The organism is Pseudomonas sp. zfem002, from assembly GCF_032621685.1.
Taxonomy (GTDB): Bacteria; Pseudomonadota; Gammaproteobacteria; order Pseudomonadales; family Pseudomonadaceae; genus Aquipseudomonas; species Aquipseudomonas japonica.
In genome coordinates this window covers 1-18,976 of record NZ_JAVYJH010000014.1, presented here as the reverse complement: position 1 = coordinate 18,976, position 18,976 = coordinate 1, and the positions used below count along the sequence as shown (strand labels likewise).

Annotated in this window: 16 protein-coding genes; 9 read left to right on the top strand and 7 right to left on the bottom strand. The window is 64.8% G+C overall.

Going from position 1 to position 18,976, the window contains the following annotated elements; genetic code table 11:
• Window positions 1–62 precede the first annotated feature (62 nt).
• A complete protein-coding gene (locus RTI28_RS16810; RefSeq protein WP_316921503.1) occupies window positions 63–1,271 on the top strand; it encodes a diaminopropionate ammonia-lyase in 1,209 nt (402 codons plus the stop codon).
• Between the two features lie 9 nt (window positions 1,272–1,280).
• On the opposite strand, the gene RTI28_RS16805 is transcribed toward RTI28_RS16810, so the two are convergent.
• Window positions 1,281–2,075, bottom strand: coding sequence for a LuxR C-terminal-related transcriptional regulator (locus RTI28_RS16805; RefSeq protein WP_316921502.1), 795 nt, complete (start codon window positions 2,073–2,075; stop codon window positions 1,281–1,283).
• Between the two features lie 129 nt (window positions 2,076–2,204).
• On the opposite strand from RTI28_RS16805, the gene RTI28_RS16800 reads away from it, so the two are divergent.
• The 3 genes from RTI28_RS16800 to RTI28_RS16790 all read left to right on the top strand — a co-directional run bounded on the left by RTI28_RS16800 (window position 2,205) and on the right by RTI28_RS16790 (window position 5,807).
• A complete protein-coding gene (locus tag RTI28_RS16800) occupies window positions 2,205–3,020 on the top strand; it encodes a carbon-nitrogen hydrolase family protein (protein WP_316921501.1) in 816 nt (271 codons plus the stop codon).
• 110 nt (window positions 3,021–3,130) lie between these two features.
• The gene (locus tag RTI28_RS16795; protein ID WP_316921500.1) at window positions 3,131–4,231 is read left to right on the top strand and encodes a polyamine ABC transporter substrate-binding protein; all 1,101 of its coding nucleotides are present in this window, start codon (window positions 3,131–3,133) and stop codon (window positions 4,229–4,231) included.
• Between the two features lie 262 nt (window positions 4,232–4,493).
• Window positions 4,494–5,807, top strand: a complete 1,314-nt coding sequence (locus RTI28_RS16790; protein ID WP_316921499.1) for an APC family permease — start codon at window positions 4,494–4,496, stop codon at window positions 5,805–5,807.
• A gap of 189 nt (window positions 5,808–5,996) precedes the next feature.
• Here the strand turns inward: RTI28_RS16790 and RTI28_RS16785 are convergent, their stop codons facing one another.
• The 6 genes from RTI28_RS16785 to RTI28_RS16760 form a co-directional block, all read right to left on the bottom strand.
• Window positions 5,997–6,908, bottom strand: coding sequence for a DMT family transporter (locus RTI28_RS16785; protein ID WP_316921498.1), 912 nt, complete (start codon window positions 6,906–6,908; stop codon window positions 5,997–5,999).
• Between the two features lie 258 nt (window positions 6,909–7,166).
• Window positions 7,167–8,657 carry an aldehyde dehydrogenase gene (locus tag RTI28_RS16780; protein ID WP_316921497.1) on the bottom strand — a complete coding sequence of 497 codons (1,491 nt, stop codon included), beginning with the start codon at window positions 8,655–8,657 and terminating at the stop codon, window positions 7,167–7,169.
• A gap of 1 nt (window position 8,658) precedes the next feature.
• Entirely contained in the window at window positions 8,659–9,561 is a 903-nt protein-coding gene (locus tag RTI28_RS16775) for a dihydrodipicolinate synthase family protein (protein ID WP_316921496.1), read from the bottom strand.
• 42 nt (window positions 9,562–9,603) lie between these two features.
• On the bottom strand, window positions 9,604–10,932 hold the full coding sequence (locus tag RTI28_RS16770) for an MFS transporter (protein ID WP_316921495.1): 1,329 nt from the start codon (window positions 10,930–10,932) through the stop codon (window positions 9,604–9,606).
• A gap of 201 nt (window positions 10,933–11,133) precedes the next feature.
• The gene (locus RTI28_RS16765; protein ID WP_316921494.1) at window positions 11,134–12,453 is read right to left on the bottom strand and encodes an FAD-binding oxidoreductase; all 1,320 of its coding nucleotides are present in this window, start codon (window positions 12,451–12,453) and stop codon (window positions 11,134–11,136) included.
• Window positions 12,454–12,546: 93 nt separating this feature from the next.
• Window positions 12,547–13,266 (bottom strand): GntR family transcriptional regulator, encoded by a 720-nt coding sequence (locus tag RTI28_RS16760; RefSeq protein ID WP_316921493.1) that lies wholly within the window; start codon window positions 13,264–13,266, stop codon window positions 12,547–12,549.
• 635 nt (window positions 13,267–13,901) lie between these two features.
• On the opposite strand from RTI28_RS16760, the gene RTI28_RS16755 reads away from it, so the two are divergent.
• The 5 genes from RTI28_RS16755 to RTI28_RS16735 all read left to right on the top strand — a co-directional run bounded on the left by RTI28_RS16755 (window position 13,902) and on the right by RTI28_RS16735 (window position 18,816).
• Window positions 13,902–14,753 (top strand): glycine betaine ABC transporter substrate-binding protein, encoded by an 852-nt coding sequence (locus tag RTI28_RS16755; RefSeq protein ID WP_316921492.1) that lies wholly within the window; start codon window positions 13,902–13,904, stop codon window positions 14,751–14,753.
• A gap of 106 nt (window positions 14,754–14,859) precedes the next feature.
• Window positions 14,860–15,957: a betaine/proline/choline family ABC transporter ATP-binding protein gene (locus RTI28_RS16750; RefSeq protein WP_316921491.1), complete on the top strand. Its 1,098-nt coding sequence runs from the start codon at window positions 14,860–14,862 to the stop codon at window positions 15,955–15,957.
• Window positions 15,954–16,805: an ABC transporter permease gene (locus RTI28_RS16745; protein WP_316921490.1), complete on the top strand. Its 852-nt coding sequence runs from the start codon at window positions 15,954–15,956 to the stop codon at window positions 16,803–16,805. Before RTI28_RS16750 ends, RTI28_RS16745 begins: the two co-directional genes overlap by 4 nt.
• Window positions 16,802–17,653 (top strand): ABC transporter permease, encoded by an 852-nt coding sequence (locus RTI28_RS16740; RefSeq protein ID WP_316921489.1) that lies wholly within the window; start codon window positions 16,802–16,804, stop codon window positions 17,651–17,653. The genes RTI28_RS16745 and RTI28_RS16740 overlap by 4 nt, the downstream gene beginning before the upstream one ends.
• A 152-nt stretch (window positions 17,654–17,805) precedes the next feature.
• A complete protein-coding gene (locus RTI28_RS16735; RefSeq protein WP_316921654.1) occupies window positions 17,806–18,816 on the top strand; it encodes a GlxA family transcriptional regulator in 1,011 nt (336 codons plus the stop codon).
• Window positions 18,817–18,976 lie beyond the last annotated feature (160 nt).

The window sequence follows — 18,976 nt, the reverse complement described above, 5'->3', positions numbered from 1 at the left end:
CCGCCAACGCCCGCAGCCCAGTGCCGCGGGTGACGGCCCCGCCTTGCCCGATGGAGACCGACATGCTGCTAGCCAACCCCAACGTCACCCGCGCCGCCTACCCCGAAGCGCTGCGCGAGATCATGAGCATCGACAAGGCTCGCCAGAGTCGCGACTGGCTGTCGCACTGGAGCGGCCTCAACCCCGGCGCCACGCCGCTGTACGCGCTGCCGGACCTGGCCGCCGAGCTGGGTGTGGGGCACCTGCTGGTCAAGGACGAGTCGCGGCGCTCGGCGCTGGGCAGCTTCAAGGCCCTCGGCGCGCCCATCGCCCTGGTGCGCCTGGTCCTGCGGCGCTTTCCCGAGCACAACTTCAATGTCCGCGGACTGCTGGCCGGGGCCTACGCCGACCAGCTGGCCGACTTCACCGTGATCAGCGCCACCGACGGCAACCATGGCCGCGCCCTGGCCGCCGCGGCGCAGAGCCTGGGCTGTCGCTGCGTGATCGTCCTGCATGCCAATGTCAGCGTCGAACGCGAACAGGCCATCGCGGCCTATGGTGCCGAGATCGTGCGCATCACCGGCAACTACGACGAGTCGGTGGAGGAGGCCGCGGCATTGGCTTTGCGCAATGGCTGGCGGGTAGTGTCCGATACCTCCTATGAGGGGTACGAAGAGATTCCCCGGGATGTGATGCAGGGCTACGGCACCATCGCCGCGGAGATCGTCGAGGTCTGCGAGCAGGGCTTCACCCATGTCTTCCTGCAGGGTGGCGTCGGTGGCCTGGCCGCGGGGATCGCCAGCTACTTCTGGGAACTGCAGGACGTGCAGCGGCCGATCTTCGTCGTGGTCGAGCCGACACAGGCCGACTGCCTGTACCAGAGCGCCCTGGCCGGTCGCGCGGCGCCGGCCAGCGGTGCGGTGGACTCGGTGATGGCCGGGCTGGCCTGTGGCGAAACCTCGCCGCTGGCGTGGCAGTTCCTGCAGCCTTGCGTGGACTTCTTCATGACCCTGGAGGACGACGAGGCGGTGGCCGCCATGCGTCGCCTGGCCGCCGGCAGTGCCCGCGACATCCCGCTGGAAGCCGGCGAGTCGGCGGTGGCCGGCCTGGCCGCGCTGCAACGCCTGGCTGCCGCCCCGGCGCTGGCCAAGGACCTCGGCCTGGACGCGAACTCGCGGGTTTTGCTGATCAGCACCGAAGGCGCCACCGCACCGGGTGTCTACGCCGAACTGGTGGGCGAGTCCGCCGAGTCCGTGCGCGCGCGCCAGCGTGCCTGGGCGGCCCGCGGCTGAGCGTTGGTTTTATGCGCTTTCAACCTGAGCCTTGTGGAACAGCGAAAACAGTTCTTGCGGAGACTTTACATTCAGCTTGGCGTAGACATGCCGGCGGTGGACCTTGACGGTCTCTGCCGAGATGCCCAACTTGCTGGCCACTTCCTTGTTCGAGCAGCCGCTGAGGATCAGACGGATCACCTCCAGTTCCCTGGCGGTCAGTGGCGTGCCAAGGCGCACCATGGCCTCTTCCAGGTTGGCTTGCCAGCGCGGTGCCTGGCGCGGTGCGCTTTCCGGCATCGCCGCTTCGAAAAACATGCGCTGGCGCATCAGCCCCACTACCCACGGGCGAATCATCTCCAGCAGCGAAACCTGTTCGGGCACGAACCGCTGCCGGCTGCCCAAAGACAGGCACAGGCTGCGCACCTCATCGAGGCGCACGTTGAAGTGCACTTCGTCCTGCTTCACATAACGGTTGAAGTAGCGCTCGTGGTATTCGGTGTCCCTGAAGCGCTCCGGCACCACGTCCGCCAGGCGGAACAGCCCGGTTGCCGGTTGTTCGCGGTTGGCGATGTAGAACGGGTCGAGCAGGTACATGCCCTTGATGTAGTCGTGGAACAGCGGGTCGGGTCCCTCTCCCTCGTACGGGCTTTGCGCGAAGGCGAACGGGCAGCCATCGCTGAACAGCAGTACCGCCCAGTTGTCGAGCGGTACGTATTCGCCGATCAGGCGGCTCAAGGTCAGCCAGAAATCAGCCTTGTCCAGGTGTTCGATCACGTGCCCGGCAGCGCGATGCCAGGCCATGTCCTGGAGCGTTGGTGTCATGCATGTACTCCCTGGGGTTAACCCCTCGACGGGATAGGAAAGCGGCGGGAAAAACGCATAATTGCATCGACCTTTTGCAAAAGTCACTTACTTCCTGACCGGGATTCAGCCCGATAACAAGGTCCGAATATGCAGATCGAACTTCTCCAACTGACGGGGCGCGATGGCGATACCGCCTACAATTTGCGCCGTACCCTGGACGCCATCAGCCAGTGCGCGCCAGGCACCGACATCATCGTTTTTCCCGAAGCGCAGATCACCGGCTTCCTGAGCCACGACAACATTGCCGAACAGGCCCTGGCGGTGGACAGCCCCAGTGTCCTGGCCATCCAGCAGGCGGTGCGTGAGCGCAAGGTGGCGGTGGTGGTGGGGCTGATCGAGAACGATGGCGGGCGTTACTACAACACGACGCTGTTCATCACCCCCGAAGGGATCCAGCTCAGCTATCGCAAGACCCACCTGTGGATCTCCGAACCCGGCCTGGTGTTGCCCGGCGACCGCTATGGCACCGTGGAGTGGCGCGGCGTGCGTATCGGCCTGCTGATCTGCTACGACACCGAGTTCCCGGAAACCGCCCGGGCGGTGGCAACACTGGGTGCCGAACTGATCCTGATCGCCGATGCCAACATGGAACCCTATGGGCATGTGCACCGGACCTCGGTCACCGCCCGTGCGCAGGAGAACCAGGTGTTCGCCGTGGTCGTCAACCGGGTCGGGGAAGGTGAGGGGAACATGATGTTCGCCGGTGGCAGTGCGGTGGTCGACCCGTTCGGGCAGATGTTGCTGGAGAGTGGGCGACAGGAGTGCCGTCATGTCATTCAGCTGGACATGACCCAGCTGGCCAAGGCCCGCGCGCTCTACGACTACCAGGCGGACCAGCGCTTCCAGTTGCCGGGTGAGCGCATCGAGCATCCCGATGGCCGACGCGAACTGCTGATTCCCTGAACAAGGCTTCACGTGCCCACGACCCTCGGGCTCGCGCTAACGACAACAATAATCCAGCGACAGTCAGCGGATTGCACGGTGACCCACCGGCACTCCGCCAGGAGCCATCCATGACGCTTCATCGTTTACTGCAGTTCGGCCTCATCGCCCTGCTCGGCAGCAGCCTGAACCCCGCCTGGGCGGAGCCTGCCCGGGTGCATCTGTACAACTGGTCTGACTTCCTTGCCCCGGAAACCCCCAGGGAGTTCCAGGCGGATACGGGTATCTCGCTGCTCTGGGACGCCTTCGACAATGCCGAAGTGATGCAGAGCAAGCTGATGGCCGGGCGCACGGGCTATGACGTGGTGATGGTTCCCGACGACCTGTTGCCCAGCCTGGTCAAGGCCGGGGTGATCCAGGAGCTGGATCGTGAACGCCTGGGCAACTGGTCGCACCTGGCCCCGGAGATCCTCGAAAAGCAGCAAGGCAACGACCCGGGCAACCGCTACGCCGTGCCCTACATGTGGGGCACGACGGGGATCGGCTATGACCAGGCCAAGGTCGAGCGACTGCTGGGGGCCAACGCACCGGTGGACTCCTGGGACCTGATCTTCAAGGAGGAAAACCTTTCCAGGCTCAGCACCTGCGGCGTGGCGATGCTGGATGCGCCTGTGGAAATCGTGCCGATTGCGCTGCACTACCTGGGGCTGCCAGCCAACAGCAAGAACCCCGAGGACTACCGCAAGGCAGAAGCGTTGCTGCTCAAGATCCGCCCGTACATCCGCTATTTCGATTCCTCGAAGTTCACCACCGACCTGGCCAATGGCGACATCTGTGTCGTGGTCGGTTGGGGGGGCTCGGTCTTCAACGCCAAGACCACCGCAGACCACGCCAACAATGGCGTCAAGCTGGCCTACAGCATTCCGAAAGAAGGCGCACCGGTCTGGTTTGAAAACATGGTGCTGCTCAAGGATGCTCCTCACCCGCAGCAAGGGTATGCGTTCATCGACTACATGCTGCGCCCGCAGGTGATCGCCAAAAGCTCCGACTACCTTGGCTATCCCAATGGCAACAAGGACGCCGCGGCCTTCATCAATCCGCAACTGCGCGACAGCCCGGCGGTCTACCCGCCGAAGGAAGTCATGGCCACGCTGTTCCCGCTCGAAACGCTGCCGCTCAAACTGGAGCGCGTGCGCACCCGGCTCTGGAGCAAGGTGAAGAGCGGTACCTGAGTGCCGCGCCGCTGGCGGTTGGCATAACAACAATTCGCTTGGCTGACGCGCCGCCCCGCAACGGGGCGAATCGCGCCACGCCTACCACCCCCATTTCGTTCCGGGCCTTCAGGCCGGGGTGGTCGTGTGTGCGCGACATCGGGCGGGTCATTACCACGCTTCATCGACGACAGGAACACCCGCATGATCAATTCCGCTTCCGGGGGCCGCGAGGCGCTCCTCTTCGCCATCTCCCCCTGCATGCTCGAAAGGGAGCTCTGACATGGCCGACAACTCCGTCAAATTGACCGCCCGGCTCAGCCTGACCTCGGTGGTGCTGTTCGGTCTGGCGTACATGGCGCCCAGCCTGGTGCTGGTGATTTTCGGCGTCATCGCCCAAGGCAGCGCCGGCACGGCGCCCAGTGCCTTCCTCCTGGCCACTGGCGCCATGCTGTTGTCGGCATTGAGTTACGCGAAGATGGCCAGGCTGTTTCCGGTTTCCGGGTCGGCCTATTTCTACGCCCGGCAAATGCTTGGCGGGCGCCTGGGGTTTCTGGTCGGCTGGCTGGTGTTGCTGGACTATCTGTTCATGCCCATGGTCGCCTGGCTGGTGCAGTCGATCTTTCTCAATGTGCAGTTCCCCGGCATACCGTTCTGGGGCTGGATGCTGGTCAACATTGGCCTGACCACGCTGGTGAACGTCCTGGGGCTGACCCTCGCCGACCGGACCAACAAGTTGCTGACCGGGCTGGGTATCGTGCTGGTGTTGCTGTTCGTGGTGTTGTGTGTGATCCACCTGGTGCATCAGTCTCCGGTTTCCCTGACCGCGCCCCTCTGGAACGCCGACAGCACCTTGATAGGGATATCGGCAGCGGCGGCCGTGGCGGCCTATTCCTATCTGGGCTTCGATGCGGTCACCACCATGGCCGAGGAAACGCGCGACGCCAAGCGCAACATCCCGCGTGCCGTGGTGCTGGTGATGGCAACGGCAGGCCTGCTGTTTGCGTTCGTGGCGTACATCATGCAACTGGTCCATCCCGGCGGCATATTCGAAGACGCCCAGATCGCGGCCTATCTGATGTCCGTCGAAGTGGGCGGGCAGGTCTTCGCGGATTGGCTGAACTTCGGTTTCATCATCTCCGGGTTCGCCTCGGGGCTCATCGTGCAACTGAGCACCAGTCGCCTGCTGTACTTCATGGGCCGGGCCGAGATACTGCCCAAGCCTTTCGGCGCGCTTGACCGCAGGACGCGGACGCCGGTCTTCAACCTGCTGTTCACGGCGATGATCGGGTTGTTGGGGCTGAACCTCACCCTCGAAATGGCCACCTCCTTCATCAACTTCGGTGCCTTCCTTGGCTTCACCGCGGTGAACCTGTGCGTCATCTGCTACTTCTACCGCGCTCGTCGGCAGCAGCGCCTCGGGGTGGTGAGCTACCTGGTGTTTCCGCTGCTGGGTATGTGCGTGAACCTGTACCTGGTCAGCCAGCTGAGTGCGACTGCGATAGTCATCGGGCTTTGCTGGCTGGCCTTCGGCGTGCTTTACCTTACCTGGCTGACCCGCGGTTTCCGGCGGCCTGCGCCCGAGCTGCAGCCGTGAGGGGAGGGGGCGGTGCAGCTTGCCAGTGTGAAACCGCCGTCCCTCGTAGGAGCGTGGCTTGTCGTGTGACGAACCACCGCGAAGGACCGCGCAGCGGTCCCGGACCTCGCCGCAATCGGGGACCGTTTCACGGTCCTTCGCGGGCAAGCCGCGCTCCTACAGAGGGGGGCGCAAGCCACGCTTGCTAGCTCAATGCACTTGCTCCGCCGTCAATTTCCCCCACGCCGACAGCACCGTGGCCAGGATGATCAACGCCGCCCCCGCCATCATCCGCAGCGACGGCTGCTCGCCGAACAGCCACCAGGCGCAGGCGATCGCATACACCGGCTCCAGGGCGATGATCATCCCCGCGCTGCGCGCCTCCAGCCCTTCCAGGCTCTTGACGAACAGGTACTGCGACAGCCCGGTGCAGAAGACCCCGAGCATCGCCAGGTAGATCCAGTCGCCAGGGCTCAGCCCCTGCACCAGCAGCGTGTCGAGGGCGAACGGCGCCACCAGCACGGCGACGGTGAAGTTCTGCCAGAACGCCACCTGCACCGCGTTCATGCCTTGCAGGCCACGGCGGTTGGTAATCGCCAGGAGGGCGAAGGAGAAGCCCGAGCCCAGCCCCCAGAGCAGGCCGACGGTGCCCTGGTCGAGCAGGTCGAAGGACGGCACCACCAGCACCAGGCCGAGGCTGACCAGCAGCAACAGCAGGCTTTCGCTGGCGCCGATGCGCTCGCGGAACACCAGCAGGTCGAGCAGGGCGATGAACGCCGGGAAGCTGGCGAAGCCGAGGGTCGCCACGGCCACGCCGCCGACCTTGATGGCGATGAAGAAACTCACCCAGTGCGAGGTCAGCAGCACGCCGCTGAAGGCCATGACCGCGAATTTGCGCCCGTTCAACGAGTGGAACACGCCGCGTTTCTGCAACTGCGCCACGGCACCCAGGGCGAGCACGGCGAATGCCGCGCGACCGAAGGTGATGACCGAGGCGGACGAGTGGATGAGAACGCCGAGAATGCCGGTAAGGCCGAACAGTACCGCGGCGATATGGGCCACGATCAGCGCGTTGCGGTGACCGAGGGTGGAGCTGTGGGGCGAAACGTTCGAAGCGAGCATGGGCAGTAGAAAAGTCTGTGCATGGGTACGCACGCGAGCACTCTGCGGTGGTCGTGCGCACGGGTTCTTGGGTCGTTGGATTGTGTGGCCGCCCGGCAGGAAATCCGGGAACCGTCAGCGCCGCAGCGTTGTAGTGGCCTGCACGGGCCGTGCTGCTCGTTCGCTGTATTGCGAAAGGAAACGGGGTGGCCACCGCCTGCGTGGGGCGGTGGCCGGGTCAGGTACCGAACTCCGTCAGAACAGCACCCGGGTTTCAGCTCACGAAGCGTCGATCCAGATGGTCTTCAGCTCCGTGTACTGATCATGCGCCCAGATCGACTTGTCGCGACCGCCAAATCCGGACTCCTTGTAGCCTCCGAACGGCGTCGAGGCATCGCCTTCGCCGAAGCAGTTGACCGTGACCACACCGGCGCGGATCTCCCGCGACAGGCGCAGGGCATTGCGCAGGCTGCCGGTGTAGGCCGAGGCGGCCAGGCCGTAGATGGTGTCGTTGGCCAGCGTGATGGCTTCGTCGATGCTGTCGAAGGTGGTCACGCTGAGCACCGGGCCGAAGATCTCCTCGACGAACAGGCGGCTGTCGCGGGCCACGCCGTCGACGATGGTCGGCTGCACGTACACGCCATCCTGGGTCTCGCCACCCAGGGCGATGCTGAGCTTCTGCTCGGCGGCGTATTCCAGGTAGGAACGGACTTTCTCGAAGTGCGCCTTGCTGACCATGGCGCCGAGGCGGTTGTCCGGATCCAGCGGATCGCCCAGTTTCCAGTCCTTGACGTGCTTGGCGATCAGGCCCAGCAGCTCGTCCTTGACGTCCTTGTGGACGATCAGGCGCGAGGACGCCGAGCAGTTCTCACCCATGTTCCAGAAGGCCCCGGCGGTGACGAACTGGGCGACCGAATCGAGGTCCTCGCAGTCGTTCATGACCACGGCCGGGTTCTTGCCACCCAGCTCCAGGACCACGCGCTTGAGGTTGGACTCGGAGGCGTACTTGAGGAACAGGCGACCGGTGTCGGTGGACCCGGTGAAGCTGACCATGGCCACGTCCATGTGCCGGCCGATGGCTTCGCCCGCTTCGCGGCCACCGCCAGGGACGATGTTGAACACACCGGCCGGGATGCCCGCTGCATGAGCCAGTTCGGCGACGCGCAGGGCGGTGAGGGTGGTTTCCTTGGCCGGCTTTACCACGATCGAGCAACCGGCGGCCAGCGACGGGCCGATCTTCCAGGCCAGCATCAGCAGCGGGAAGTTCCACGGCAGCACCAGGCCGACGACACCGATGGCTTCGCGCACCACCATGGTCACCGCGGCCGAACCGGTCGGTGCGGTGGCGTCGTAGATCTTGTCGATCAGTTCGGCGTGCCAGCGCAGGGTGTGGATGGTCTCCGGCACGTCGACGTTCTGGCACTCGCTGACCGGCTTGCCGCTGTCCAGGGCTTCCAGTACCGCCAGCTCGTGGGCGTTGTCTTCCAGCAACTGGGCGAACTTCAGCAGGACCTTCTTGCGCGCGCCCGGGGGCAGCGCGCTCCAGCGGCCGTCTTCGAAGGCGGCCTTGGCGGCGGCAACGGCGAGGTTGACGTCCTGCACATCGCAGGCGGCCACGTCGGCCAGCTTCTCGCCGGTGGCCGGGTTGGTGGTGACGAAGGTGCGCCCGCCGATGGCATCGCGGAATTCGCCGTCGATGAACGCCTGGTTGCGCGGTTGCAGTTTCGCGGCCAGGGCCACGTATTCTGCCTTGCTCAGCAGTTCAGCCATTTCACTTGCCCTCGACGATGCTGGCGATGGTGCTTTTCAGGGTGGCGACGACACGGGCCAGTTCGGCCTGCTCGCTCGCGTCCAGGCCTTGCAGCGGGGCGCGCACGCCGCCGGTGCGCAGGCCGTTGAGGCTGACGCCGTGCTTGATCGACTGGACGAACTTGCCGCCTTCGAGGAAGTCCATCAGCGGCATCATCGCGGCCATGATCCGCCGGCCCTTGGCGAAGTCCTTCTCGATCACGCAAGCCTGGTACAGGGCCACGTGCTCGCGCGGGATGAAGTTGGAGCCGGCGCAGACCCAGCTGTCGGCACCCCAGGCGAAGAACTCCAGGGCCTGGTCGTCCCAGCCGCAGGACAGCGAGATGTGCGGGTACTTCGTAGCCAGGCGGTGCAGCTGGTTCATGTCGCCCGAGCTTTCCTTGATCGCGACGATGTTCTTCACGTCGGCCACCGCGTCGAAGAACTCGGGGCCCATGCTCACGCTCATGCGGCCGGGGTAGTTGTACAGCATGATCGGCAGGTCGGCGGCGGCGTCGACGGCCTTCACGTGCACGGCGATCTCCTGCTGGGTCGGCAGGGCGTAGGGCGGGGTGCCGACCAGCAGGGCGTCGGCCTTGATCTCTTTCGCGTGTTTGGCGAAGGCCACCGAGTCTTCGGTGCGGATCGCCCCGGTGCCGATGATCAGCGGCAGGCGGCCGTTGATCACGTCCTTGGCCTGGGCGGCCAGCTCGACGCGCTCCTGGGCGGTGTGGGCGTAGTACTCGCCGGTGGAGCCGCCGATGATGATGCCGTGGATCTTCGACTCGACCAGGTACTCCAGGACGTCGGCGAAGCCGGCCTTGTCGATGCTGCCGTCGGCGTTCAGGGGGGTGACGGCCGGGGTGTAGATGCCTGCGAATTTCATGTGGGTCTCTCCAGTTGGACGCAAGGAAGTTTCGAGCCGCGATCAGCCAAGCGAGGCGGCTTGTTGCAGAGTCAGGGAACGGGTTTCCGGGGCCAGGGCCCAGGCGAACAGCAGGCCCACCAGGGTCACCACGGCGGCGGCGTACATGGTGTTGGCGATGCCGAAGCTTTGCAGCGACATCGGCACCAGCCAGGTGCCGACGGCGGCGCCGATACGCGACAGCGAGGTGCCGACGCCCACGGCCACGGCGCGGATCTCGGTGGGGAACAGTTCGTTGGGGTACACCAGCTGCAGCACCTGGGCGCCGCCGATGAACAGGGCGTAGGCACCGAACAGCGCCAGCACCAGGGTCGGCGAGCCGTCGTGCATCGAGGCGAGGCCGAGCAGGGCCAGGCCGGACCAGAGGAAACTGTGGATCAGCATGCTGCGCCGGCCCATGCTGTTGATCAGGCGGGTGGCGATGATGCAGCCGATGACGAACAGCAGGGTGATCGCCACCGAGCCGAACGACGCCCAGTCACCTTTCAGGTTCAGCGCTTCGAGGACCTTGGGGGCGAAGGAGTACACGGCAAACACCGGGATCACCGAGCACGACCAGAACATGCTGACGAACAGCATGCGTTTGCCGTAGCCGGAGTGCAGCAGGTTGAGGAACGAGACCTTCTGTTCCCGCGGTTGCTCGGGCAGGTTGTTCAGGGAGAACGCCTTGCCGTAGACCTGCTTGATGATTGCCTCGGCTTCCGTCGCGCGGCCCTTGCTCAGCAGCCAGCGTGGCGACTCCGGGGTGCCCATGCGCAGGGCGAAGAGGATCGCGCCGATCAGCACGGGGCTGGCCAGCACCAGGCGCCAGGCGTTGTCGCCGCCGGAAGCGAGGAGGAAGTGGCCGACGATGTAGGCGAAGGCGGCACCGGCGAACCACAGGATGGTCAGGGTGGCCAGGCGCGGGCCGCGGTATTTCTTCGGCAGGAATTCCACCAGCAGCGCGGTGGCCACCGGGTACTCGATGCCGACCGCGACGCCGATGAGGAAGCGCAGGGCGAACAGCATGGGCCCGGACTCGACCCAGAACTGCGCCAGCGAACCGAGGATGAACAGGGTCGGGCCGACGAAGAAGATGCGCTTGCGCCCGAAGTGGTCGGTCAGGGCGCCGCCGAGGAAGCCGCCGAAGAAGATCCCGATCAGCGCCGAGGCGGCGATCATGCCTTGCCAGAAGGCGGTCAGGGACAGGCCTGCGGACATCTGCACCATGGCCACGCCGATGATGCTGAGCACGTAGCCATCGACGAACGAGCCGCCGCCGGAGCGTGCGGTGAGCAACTGGTGAAAGCGGTTGAGCGGTACGTCTTCAACGGATTGATTGGAAGTTGTCATTATTGTTTCCTGCACTATCGAACCTGTTTTCCGGCCGAGCGGGTCCGCGGCGCTGAAAAAGAACTTCAGTCCGTAAACACGCGCCTGGCCGGCGCGACACTGTTTGCTGCTTCTTTACTTCAACTGGCCGTGCGATTTTCGGGAGCGCTTCGCACTCCATCGCGGGCAAGCCACGCTCCTACAGGGCTACCAGAACCTTGCTCAGCTTTCTTTGCCGGCTCGCATCTGTCCCCACTTCAGGCTCGCGTTCACGCCCAACGACAGGAACGGTTGCGGCGGGTTGGCGTTGGGGCCCGGCGAGCGCAGGAGGAAGTCGATCAGTTCGTTCTTCGCTCCGGCCAGCCAGTCCGCCAGCAGCTTGCCGGTGGCGGTGCCGCGGGTGACACCCAGGCCGTTGCAGCACAGCGCGCCATAGACGTTCGGGGCCAGCTGGCCGAAATAGCTCTCGTGGTTGCGCGACATGGCCAGCGCACCGCCCCAGGTGTACTCGATAGCAACCTCCGGGAGCATCGGGAAGCGCCGGTCGAACGAGGCCTTGTGGCGCTCGACGTAACGCTCCAGGTACTTGCGGTTGGCGCGGCCGTCGGGGTTGAAGCTGAAGCTGTTGCGGATCAGCAGGCGGTTGTCCGGGGTACGCCGCACCGTGGTGCCGAACGGGTCGGCGGGGATCACCCCCCAGTACGGCTTGCCGCCCAGGCGTGCCTGCTCCTGCTCGGTCATCGGCCGGGTCAGGCTGGCGTAGGTGAAGATCGGCAGCATGGCGCCCTTGAGGAAGCCGAAGTGGCCGCCGAAGGCGTTGTTGGCCAGCACCAGCTTGTCCGCGGTGATGCTGCCGCGGGCATGGCGCAGCACGGTCTGGTTGCCGTACTCGACGTCGGTGATCGGCGTGTTCTCGTACAGGGTGACGTTGTCCGGCAGGCTCTCGGCCAGGCCCTTGACCAGCGCCGACGGCTGGACCAGCGCGGTGCCCGGGGTGAACAGGGCCTTGCGATAGAAGTGCGTGCCGATATGGTCGGGGAGGTCGGCGCCTTCGATCACTTCGAAGGGCTGGCCGAGCTTCTCCAGGCCACGGCGGTAGGCGTCGAGCACGGCGATGCCGCGGTCCTCGACGGCGGCCTGGTACTTGCCGCAGAACTTCATCTGGCAATCGATGTTGTGTTCGGCGACCAGGTCCTTCAGGTAGTTCTGCCCGGTGAGGTTCAGGCGCAGGCAGGTTTTGGCGATAGCGATGTCGCCGATGTAATCCTCGGCGCCGATGTCGTGGGGCAGGTCGATGGCGAAGCCGGCGTTGCGACCGGCGGTGCCGAAGCCGACTTCCTGGGCCTCGATCAGCAGGATCTGCTCATTGGGGAAATTCAGTGCCAGCTGGCGCGCGGCGGCGAGGCCGACGTAGCCGGCGCCGAGCACCACCCAGCGGGCGCGGCTGGTGCCGGAGTGCGCGGGCCGCGGCGTGCGCCTGGGGCTCAGGTGATACCAGCCGCACGAGCTGTCGTCGGCTGGCAACGAGGTTACTTTTGTCATTTCAGGGACCTGGCTGTTCTTGTTTGATCCGGTGTTGCCACCCAGGCCGAGATGCTTCACGAAACCTCGCGAACCTTCATGCGCCGGGGTCTTTCAAAACGCGAGCGATACCTCCATGCCTTCCGGTGCGGCGTACTCCGCCATGCGCCGGCGCGACAGTTCCATATGCTCGCGAATCAGTTGTCCCGCGGCCTCGGTGTCGTGGCGGGCGATGGCCTCGATGATCTGGTCGTGCTGGTCGCAGGCCAGTTCGAGGTCCTTCTGCATGTCCACGGTGGTCGGGTGGCGGTAGAAAATCTTGCCCAGTCGCGCGTGGTCGATGAGCACACGGCGCAGGCTCGGCATCAGGTAATCGTTGTGCGCCATCTTGCCGATCTCGAGGTGGAACTCGTCGTTGTAGATGACGCGATTTTCCACGTGCTGCGCTTCGATGGCCTGGCGGAACAGGGCCTGGATGCGGCGCAGTTCGTCGATCTCGGCCTCGGTGGCGCGGCTCGCGGCCAACTGGGTGGTGGCGATGTACACCAGCGGCGCGGCGAGGAAGAAGGCGCGCAGCGACTCGTGACTCATGGCTGCCACGCGCGGGGCGCGGTTGGCTTCCAGCTCGATGTAGCCCTCGGCGGCGATTTGCCGCAGCAACTCGCGCACTGGCGGTCGGGACAGGCCGAACTCGTCGCACAGTGCCAGTTCATCCACCACCGCGCCGGGCGCCAGTTCCATGCTGAGGATGCGCCGGCGCAGCGCTTCGGCGAGAAGCGCCTTGCGATCCGGGCTGGCATCGGCAGTGGAAAGGCTGGTTGCGGTGGCTTTCATGGGAGCCTTTTTCGTACTCATCAGGTTGTGTCTACAATTTGTATAACGACTATAGGGGAGGATTAGACAATGTGTCTACAGGTAATTCGATGAGCGGCGTGAACCGACATCGAGGCGTCTGCGACAGGGGTCTGATCCCCGTTTTTATGGGTGTTGAGCCTGCATGTGGCTTCTTGTAGGAGCGGGCTTTGCCCGCGAAGGACCGCAAAGCGGTCCCGGATCGCGATGCCGGTTCCGGGATCGTTCGCGGGCAAGCCACGCTCCTACGTATGGCATCCACGAGACATGCCCTTATCAAATCCCGCCATTGGCATGTCAACCCGCGACAGCTTTTTTACCATCGTGGCTACCGTCAGAACCCTGAAAACACTGGGGAAAATAGCACTTCTGATGAATTCTTTTTGAATTCTGTTGGTATACACAAAGAATACAATTCCGTTGACCGTCCTCCAAACCCGTGCGAATCTCGGCTTAACACCCGTGTTCCCGGGGTGTGGCGCGGGTAATCAGGTCGCTCCTGGTGTCAGAAAACCCCCGCCAGAAAGTTGTGAAAGACGCAGTGCACGAAAAAACCAACAACAATCAACGGGCGACCCTCAAGCGCCCGGCCAGCACCACAACGGAGACGCACAACGATGAAATTCTTCCGCAAGGCCCTTTGCACCCTCGCGATGGTCGGTCTCACGGTGTTCCAGGCCCAGGCCGAGGAAAAGACCATCACCATGGGCACCCTGTCGTGGGAAGACCTCACGCCGATCACCACCGTGACCAGGAAGGTCCTCGAAGACGCCGGCTACACCGTCAAGGTGACCAACTTCTCCGAATGGGGCATCGCCTACGCCGCGCTGGGCAAGGGTGACATCCAGATCCTCGCCTCGCAGATCGACTACGCCGCGCAGGACTACTGGAACAAGAACAAGAACCGTCTGGAAAAGATCTCGCCGGTTTCCCACGGCCTCTACCAGGCCATCGCCGTGCCGAAGTACGTCACCATCGACTCGCTGGAAGAGCTCAACGCCAACGCCGACAAGTTCGGCAACAAGATCGTCGGCATCGAGCCGGGTTCGGGCCTGATGAGCGACGCCGCCAAGGCGGTCACCGACTACGGCCTCAAGCTCAACCTGCTCGAAGGCAGTACCGCGGCCATGACCGCCGCGCTGAAGTCCGCCGTCGATCGCAAGGAATGGATCGCCGTCACCACCTGGGAGCCGTCGTGGATGGCGCAGAAGTTCGACGTCAAGTTCCTCAAGGACCCGAAAGGCTCCTTCGCCCCGCCGCAGGGCTACTACTGGGTCGGCAAGAAGGGCTTCTCCGCCGAGTACCCACAGGCCCGCGAGCTGATCGCCGGGGTCTACCTGCCGCTGTCCGACATCACCGCGATCAACGGCGCGATGAAGGATGGCCAGACCGTGGAGCAGGCCGTGCAGGAATGGGCGTCGAAGAACGCCGACCTGATCAAGCGCTGGGAAAACATCAAGAAATACTGATTTCGAAGGACCGCGTTGCCTGGCCCTGCGGCGGGCAACGCCTTCAACACTGCCGAACTGAACGTAATAAAAAAGCCAACCAGATTTCTGGTTCGACGGGTGCGAGATGAACACAGCAAGCGAAGTAGCTGAAGACGTATTGGTGGAGTGCCAATCGGTCTGGAAGATTTTTGGCAAGAACGCCGATACCGCCATGCGTGCTTATAAAGAGCGTGGTTTGTCGAAGAAGCAGATTCTTCAGGACTACGGCTGTGTGGTCGGGGTGTCGAATGTCAGCCTCAAGGTCAAGCGTGGTGAGATCTACTGCATCATGGGCCTGTCCGGCAGCGGCAAGTCGACCCTGATCCGCATGTTCAACCGCCTGATCGATCCCACCTCCGGGCAGATCCTGATCAAGGGCAAGGACATCGCCGCCCTCGACGCTGCGGCCCTGCGCGAAACCCGCGCGCGGCACATCGGCATGGTGTTCCAGAGCGTGGCCCTGCTGCCGCACCGCAGCGTGCTGGAAAACGCCGCCTTCGGCCTGGAGGTGCGCGGCATCGCCAAGGCCGAACGGCACAGGATCGCCGAGCAGGCCCTGGCCAAGGTCGGCCTCAGTGACTGGTCCGCGCGCTACCCGGACGAGCTGTCCGGCGGCATGCAGCAGCGCGTCGGTCTGGCCCGGGCGATCGCCTCGGACCCGGAAGTGATCCTCATGGACGAACCCTTCAGCGCCCTCGACCCGCTGATCCGTCGCCAGTTGCAGGACGAGTTCCGCCAGTTGACCAAGTCCCTGGGCAAGTCCGCGGTGTTCATCACCCACGACCTGGAAGAGGCGATCCGCATCGGTGATCGCATCGCCATCATGAAGGACGGCGTGATCATCCAGGAGGGCACCGCCGAGGACATCGTGCTCAAGCCCGCCGATGCCTATGTCGCGGAATTCGTTGCCGGCATCTCGCGCCTGCACCTGGTCAAGGCGCACTCGATCATGTCGGCCGTCGCCGCCCATCCGCAGCTCGACCCGGCGCGCCTGCCCAGTGCCGGGCCGCAGGCTGACCTGGACACATTGATCAACCTGATGATCAGCTCCGGCGGCGATGCTCTGGCGGTGGTCGAGCAGGGCCAGGTGCTTGGCGTCATCACCCAGCAGGACCTGCTGCGGGGCGTGCAGGGCGCGCCAGCGCCGGAGCAGGCGACCGCGCAACTGGAGCGCGCGCTATGAACCTCTCGGGCTTTGCCGCGGCCTTCGACGCATTCGTCGATGCCCGGCTGGAATGGCTATCGGACAACGGCGCGTGGTTCTTCGACGGTCTCAACGACATCCTTCACGCCGGCTACCAGGCCATCTACGACGGCCTGACCCTGGTGCCGTTCTACGTGATCATCCTGCTCTTCGGCGTGCTCGGCTGGCGTCTGGTCGGCCACTGGCGCTTCGCCGTCGGCGCCATGCTCGGCCTGCTGCTGTGCGCGATCATGGGCCTGTGGCCGCAGACCATGAGCACCCTGGCGCTGGTCCTGGCCGCCACCAGCATGGCGCTTGTCGTCGGTATTCCACTGGGTGTCGCCGCCGGCCTGATGCCGTCGCTGGATCGCCTCAGCGAGCCGGTGCTGGACCTGATCCAGACCCTGCCGCCGTACATCTACCTGCTGCCGGCCATCGCCCTGCTGGGCTACGGCCCGGGCACCGCGCTGGTCGCCACCTTCATCGTCGCGGTGCCGCCGGTGGTGCGCCTGACCTCCCTGGGCATCCGCCAGACACCCAGGGTGTTCATCGAACTCGGCCAGGCCAGCGGCACCACCGGCGCGCAGCAGTTCTTCAAGATCCGCCTGCCGTTCGCCCTGCCGAGCATCATGGCCGGGGTCAACCAGGGCCTGATGATGGCCTTCGGCATGGTGGTGATCGCCGGCATCGTCGGTTCCGGCGGGCTCGGCGAGGTGATCTACGGCGCGATCCGCACCCTGGACATCGCCATGTCGATCAACGCCGCCATCGCCATCGTCATCCTCACCCTGATCCTCGACCGCATGGCCCAGAGCGCGACCCGCATCGGCCGGAGGGCTGCGCCATGAATCCTGCTGATATCAAGTTCTCCCCGGGCGCCTGGCTGGCGCCGTCGGTGGACTGGCTGAACGCCAACCTGCACGGCCTGTTCGCCCTGATCAGCCGCTGCATCGAGGCCGCCCTCGGCGGCATCGAGGGCGTGCTCCTGGCGATTCCGGCCTACGCCATGATCGCCCTGGTGGCGTTGCTCGCCGGATTCCTCATCAACCTGCGCGCCGCGCTGCTGGCGCTGGCGATGCTTGGTTTCTGCCTGCTTTCCGGGTTCTGGGTGGCGTCGATGCAGACCATCGCCCTGGTCACCGTGGCGGTGCTGATCTCGGTGGCGGTGGCGTTCCCGCTGGGCGTGCTGGCCTCGCGGATCAAGCGCCTGGATGCCGTGTTGAGTCCGATCCTCAGCGTCATGCAGACCGTGCCGCCTTGGGTCTACCTGATTCCCGCGGTGATGGTGTTCAGCCTGGGCAAGGTCCCGGCGATCCTCGCCACCATCGTCTACGGCATCCCGCCGATGCTGCGCCTGACCACCCTGGCCTTCAACGGCGTGCGCGCCGACCTGCTGGAACTGGGCAAGGCCATGGGCGCCTCGCCGCGGGACATCCTGCTGAAGATCGAACTGCCCACCGCCATGCCGACCCTGCTGGTGGGCCTCAACCAGTGCATCCTGCTGTCCCTGGCCATGGTCGTGCTGGCCGGGCTGGTGGGGGCGGGCGGTCTCGGCGCGGAAGTGACCCGCGGCCTGACCCGCATGGAAATGGGCCTCGGCCTGCGCGCCGGCCTGGCGATCGTCGCGGTGGCGCTGCTGCTGGATCGCTTGTCGCGAGGTGCCTTGCAAGGTCGTCGGATGCGTGCGGCAACATAAACAGAAAAAGCTGAAGGACAGTTGGACACCGCCACGCCGGCGTGCATCATTCATCGATGCATGCCGGCGTGGCGGTTTCGACGTTTCGGCGCTCACCCAAGAACAAGAGTGGAAGACATAACGTGGTCGAAAGAAGGCATTTCAGTGATGCCATGCAGGGTTCGAACCTGCGCTTCACTGGCGAGAAAGGACAGGCGGCGGGCGGCCAGGGCCGGGTCGGGTTCATCCTGCTCGAACACTTTTCCCTGCCGGCCTTCACCCAGGCCCTCGACACCCTGGTCACCGCCAACCTGATCCAGGCGGCGTCCTTCAGTCATAGCACCTTCACCCTCGATGGTGGTTCGCGGGTCAGCGACCTCGGCCTGGTGATCTGCCCCGACGCGCCACTCAATGCCGCCGCCCTCGACGAACTGGACCTGCTGGTGGTCTGCGGCGGCCTGCGCACCGTGCTGCGGCCGATCCCGGAACTCAACCAGATCCTGCACAAGGCCGCGGAAAAGCACGTGGCCCTGGGCGCCCTGTGGAATGGCGCCTGGTTCCTTGGCCAGGCCGGCCTGCTCGATGGCTACCGCTGCGCCGTGCACCCGGAGCATCGCGGCGCCGTGGCGGAGATCGCCAAGGACAGCCAGGTCACCAGCGAAAGCTACATGGTCGACCGCGACCGCCTGACCGCCGCCAGCCCGGCGGGGGGCTTCCACCTGGTCCTGGAGTGGATCAACAGCCGCTGTGGTCGCGGCCTGGTGGATGCCGTGGTGGATATCCTCGCGTTCGAGGAGTCGCGCTACCGCCGTGCGCGTCCGACCCTGCACGAAAAGATGAGCGAACCGCTGCGCGAAGCCATCAACCTGATGAGCGCGAATATCGAAGAGCCCTTGAGCCAGGACCAGCTGGCGCACTACGTCGGCCGCTCGAAGCGCCAGATCGGCCGCTTGTTCATGACCCAGCTGGGCACCACCCCGGTGCGCTACTACCTGGAGCTGCGCATCACCGAGAGCCGGCGCCTGCTGCAGCATTCCGACCTGCTGCTGATCGATGTGGCGCTGGCCTGCGGGTTCGTCTCGCCGAGCCATTTCAGCAAGTGCTACACCTCGTTCTATGGGTATGGGCCGTCGAAGGAGATTCGCTATGGGTTGGTCAAGGGGGGGAAGGGGAAGAAGGAGTAGGGGGGATCTGGATATTCGTTGGAGCTTGGCGGGAAACCGCATCGGGGCTGCCAGGTGCTTGTCTTGAGTCTTGCANNGCCCTGANASATTCTCAGCAATAACCAGAAAAACATTCCCCATCCATTTCCCCGCCAAACCCGCCAACAACAAAAACAACCCG

Bases quoted from the DNA above. Each gene is read 5' to 3' on its own strand.
- RTI28_RS16745 (WP_316921490.1), top strand. From the start codon at position 15,954: ATGAACCTCTCGGGCTTTGCCGCGGCCTTCGACGCATTCGTCGATGCC.
- RTI28_RS16810 (WP_316921503.1), top strand. From the start codon at position 63: ATGCTGCTAGCCAACCCCAACGTCACCCGCGCCGCCTACCCCGAAGCG.
- RTI28_RS16780 (WP_316921497.1), bottom strand. From the start codon at position 8,657: ATGGCTGAACTGCTGAGCAAGGCAGAATACGTGGCCCTGGCCGCGAAA.
- RTI28_RS16765 (WP_316921494.1), bottom strand. From the start codon at position 12,453: ATGACAAAAGTAACCTCGTTGCCAGCCGACGACAGCTCGTGCGGCTGG.
- RTI28_RS16795 (WP_316921500.1), top strand. From the start codon at position 3,131: ATGACGCTTCATCGTTTACTGCAGTTCGGCCTCATCGCCCTGCTCGGC.
- RTI28_RS16755 (WP_316921492.1), top strand. From the start codon at position 13,902: ATGAAATTCTTCCGCAAGGCCCTTTGCACCCTCGCGATGGTCGGTCTC.
- RTI28_RS16760 (WP_316921493.1), bottom strand. From the start codon at position 13,266: ATGAAAGCCACCGCAACCAGCCTTTCCACTGCCGATGCCAGCCCGGAT.
- RTI28_RS16770 (WP_316921495.1), bottom strand. From the start codon at position 10,932: ATGACAACTTCCAATCAATCCGTTGAAGACGTACCGCTCAACCGCTTT.
- RTI28_RS16790 (WP_316921499.1), top strand. From the start codon at position 4,494: ATGGCCGACAACTCCGTCAAATTGACCGCCCGGCTCAGCCTGACCTCG.
- RTI28_RS16735 (WP_316921654.1), top strand. From the start codon at position 17,806: ATGCAGGGTTCGAACCTGCGCTTCACTGGCGAGAAAGGACAGGCGGCG.
- RTI28_RS16800 (WP_316921501.1), top strand. From the start codon at position 2,205: ATGCAGATCGAACTTCTCCAACTGACGGGGCGCGATGGCGATACCGCC.
- RTI28_RS16740 (WP_316921489.1), top strand. From the start codon at position 16,802: ATGAATCCTGCTGATATCAAGTTCTCCCCGGGCGCCTGGCTGGCGCCG.
- RTI28_RS16805 (WP_316921502.1), bottom strand. From the start codon at position 2,075: ATGACACCAACGCTCCAGGACATGGCCTGGCATCGCGCTGCCGGGCAC.
- RTI28_RS16785 (WP_316921498.1), bottom strand. From the start codon at position 6,908: ATGCTCGCTTCGAACGTTTCGCCCCACAGCTCCACCCTCGGTCACCGC.
- RTI28_RS16750 (WP_316921491.1), top strand. From the start codon at position 14,860: ATGAACACAGCAAGCGAAGTAGCTGAAGACGTATTGGTGGAGTGCCAA.
- RTI28_RS16775 (WP_316921496.1), bottom strand. From the start codon at position 9,561: ATGAAATTCGCAGGCATCTACACCCCGGCCGTCACCCCCCTGAACGCC.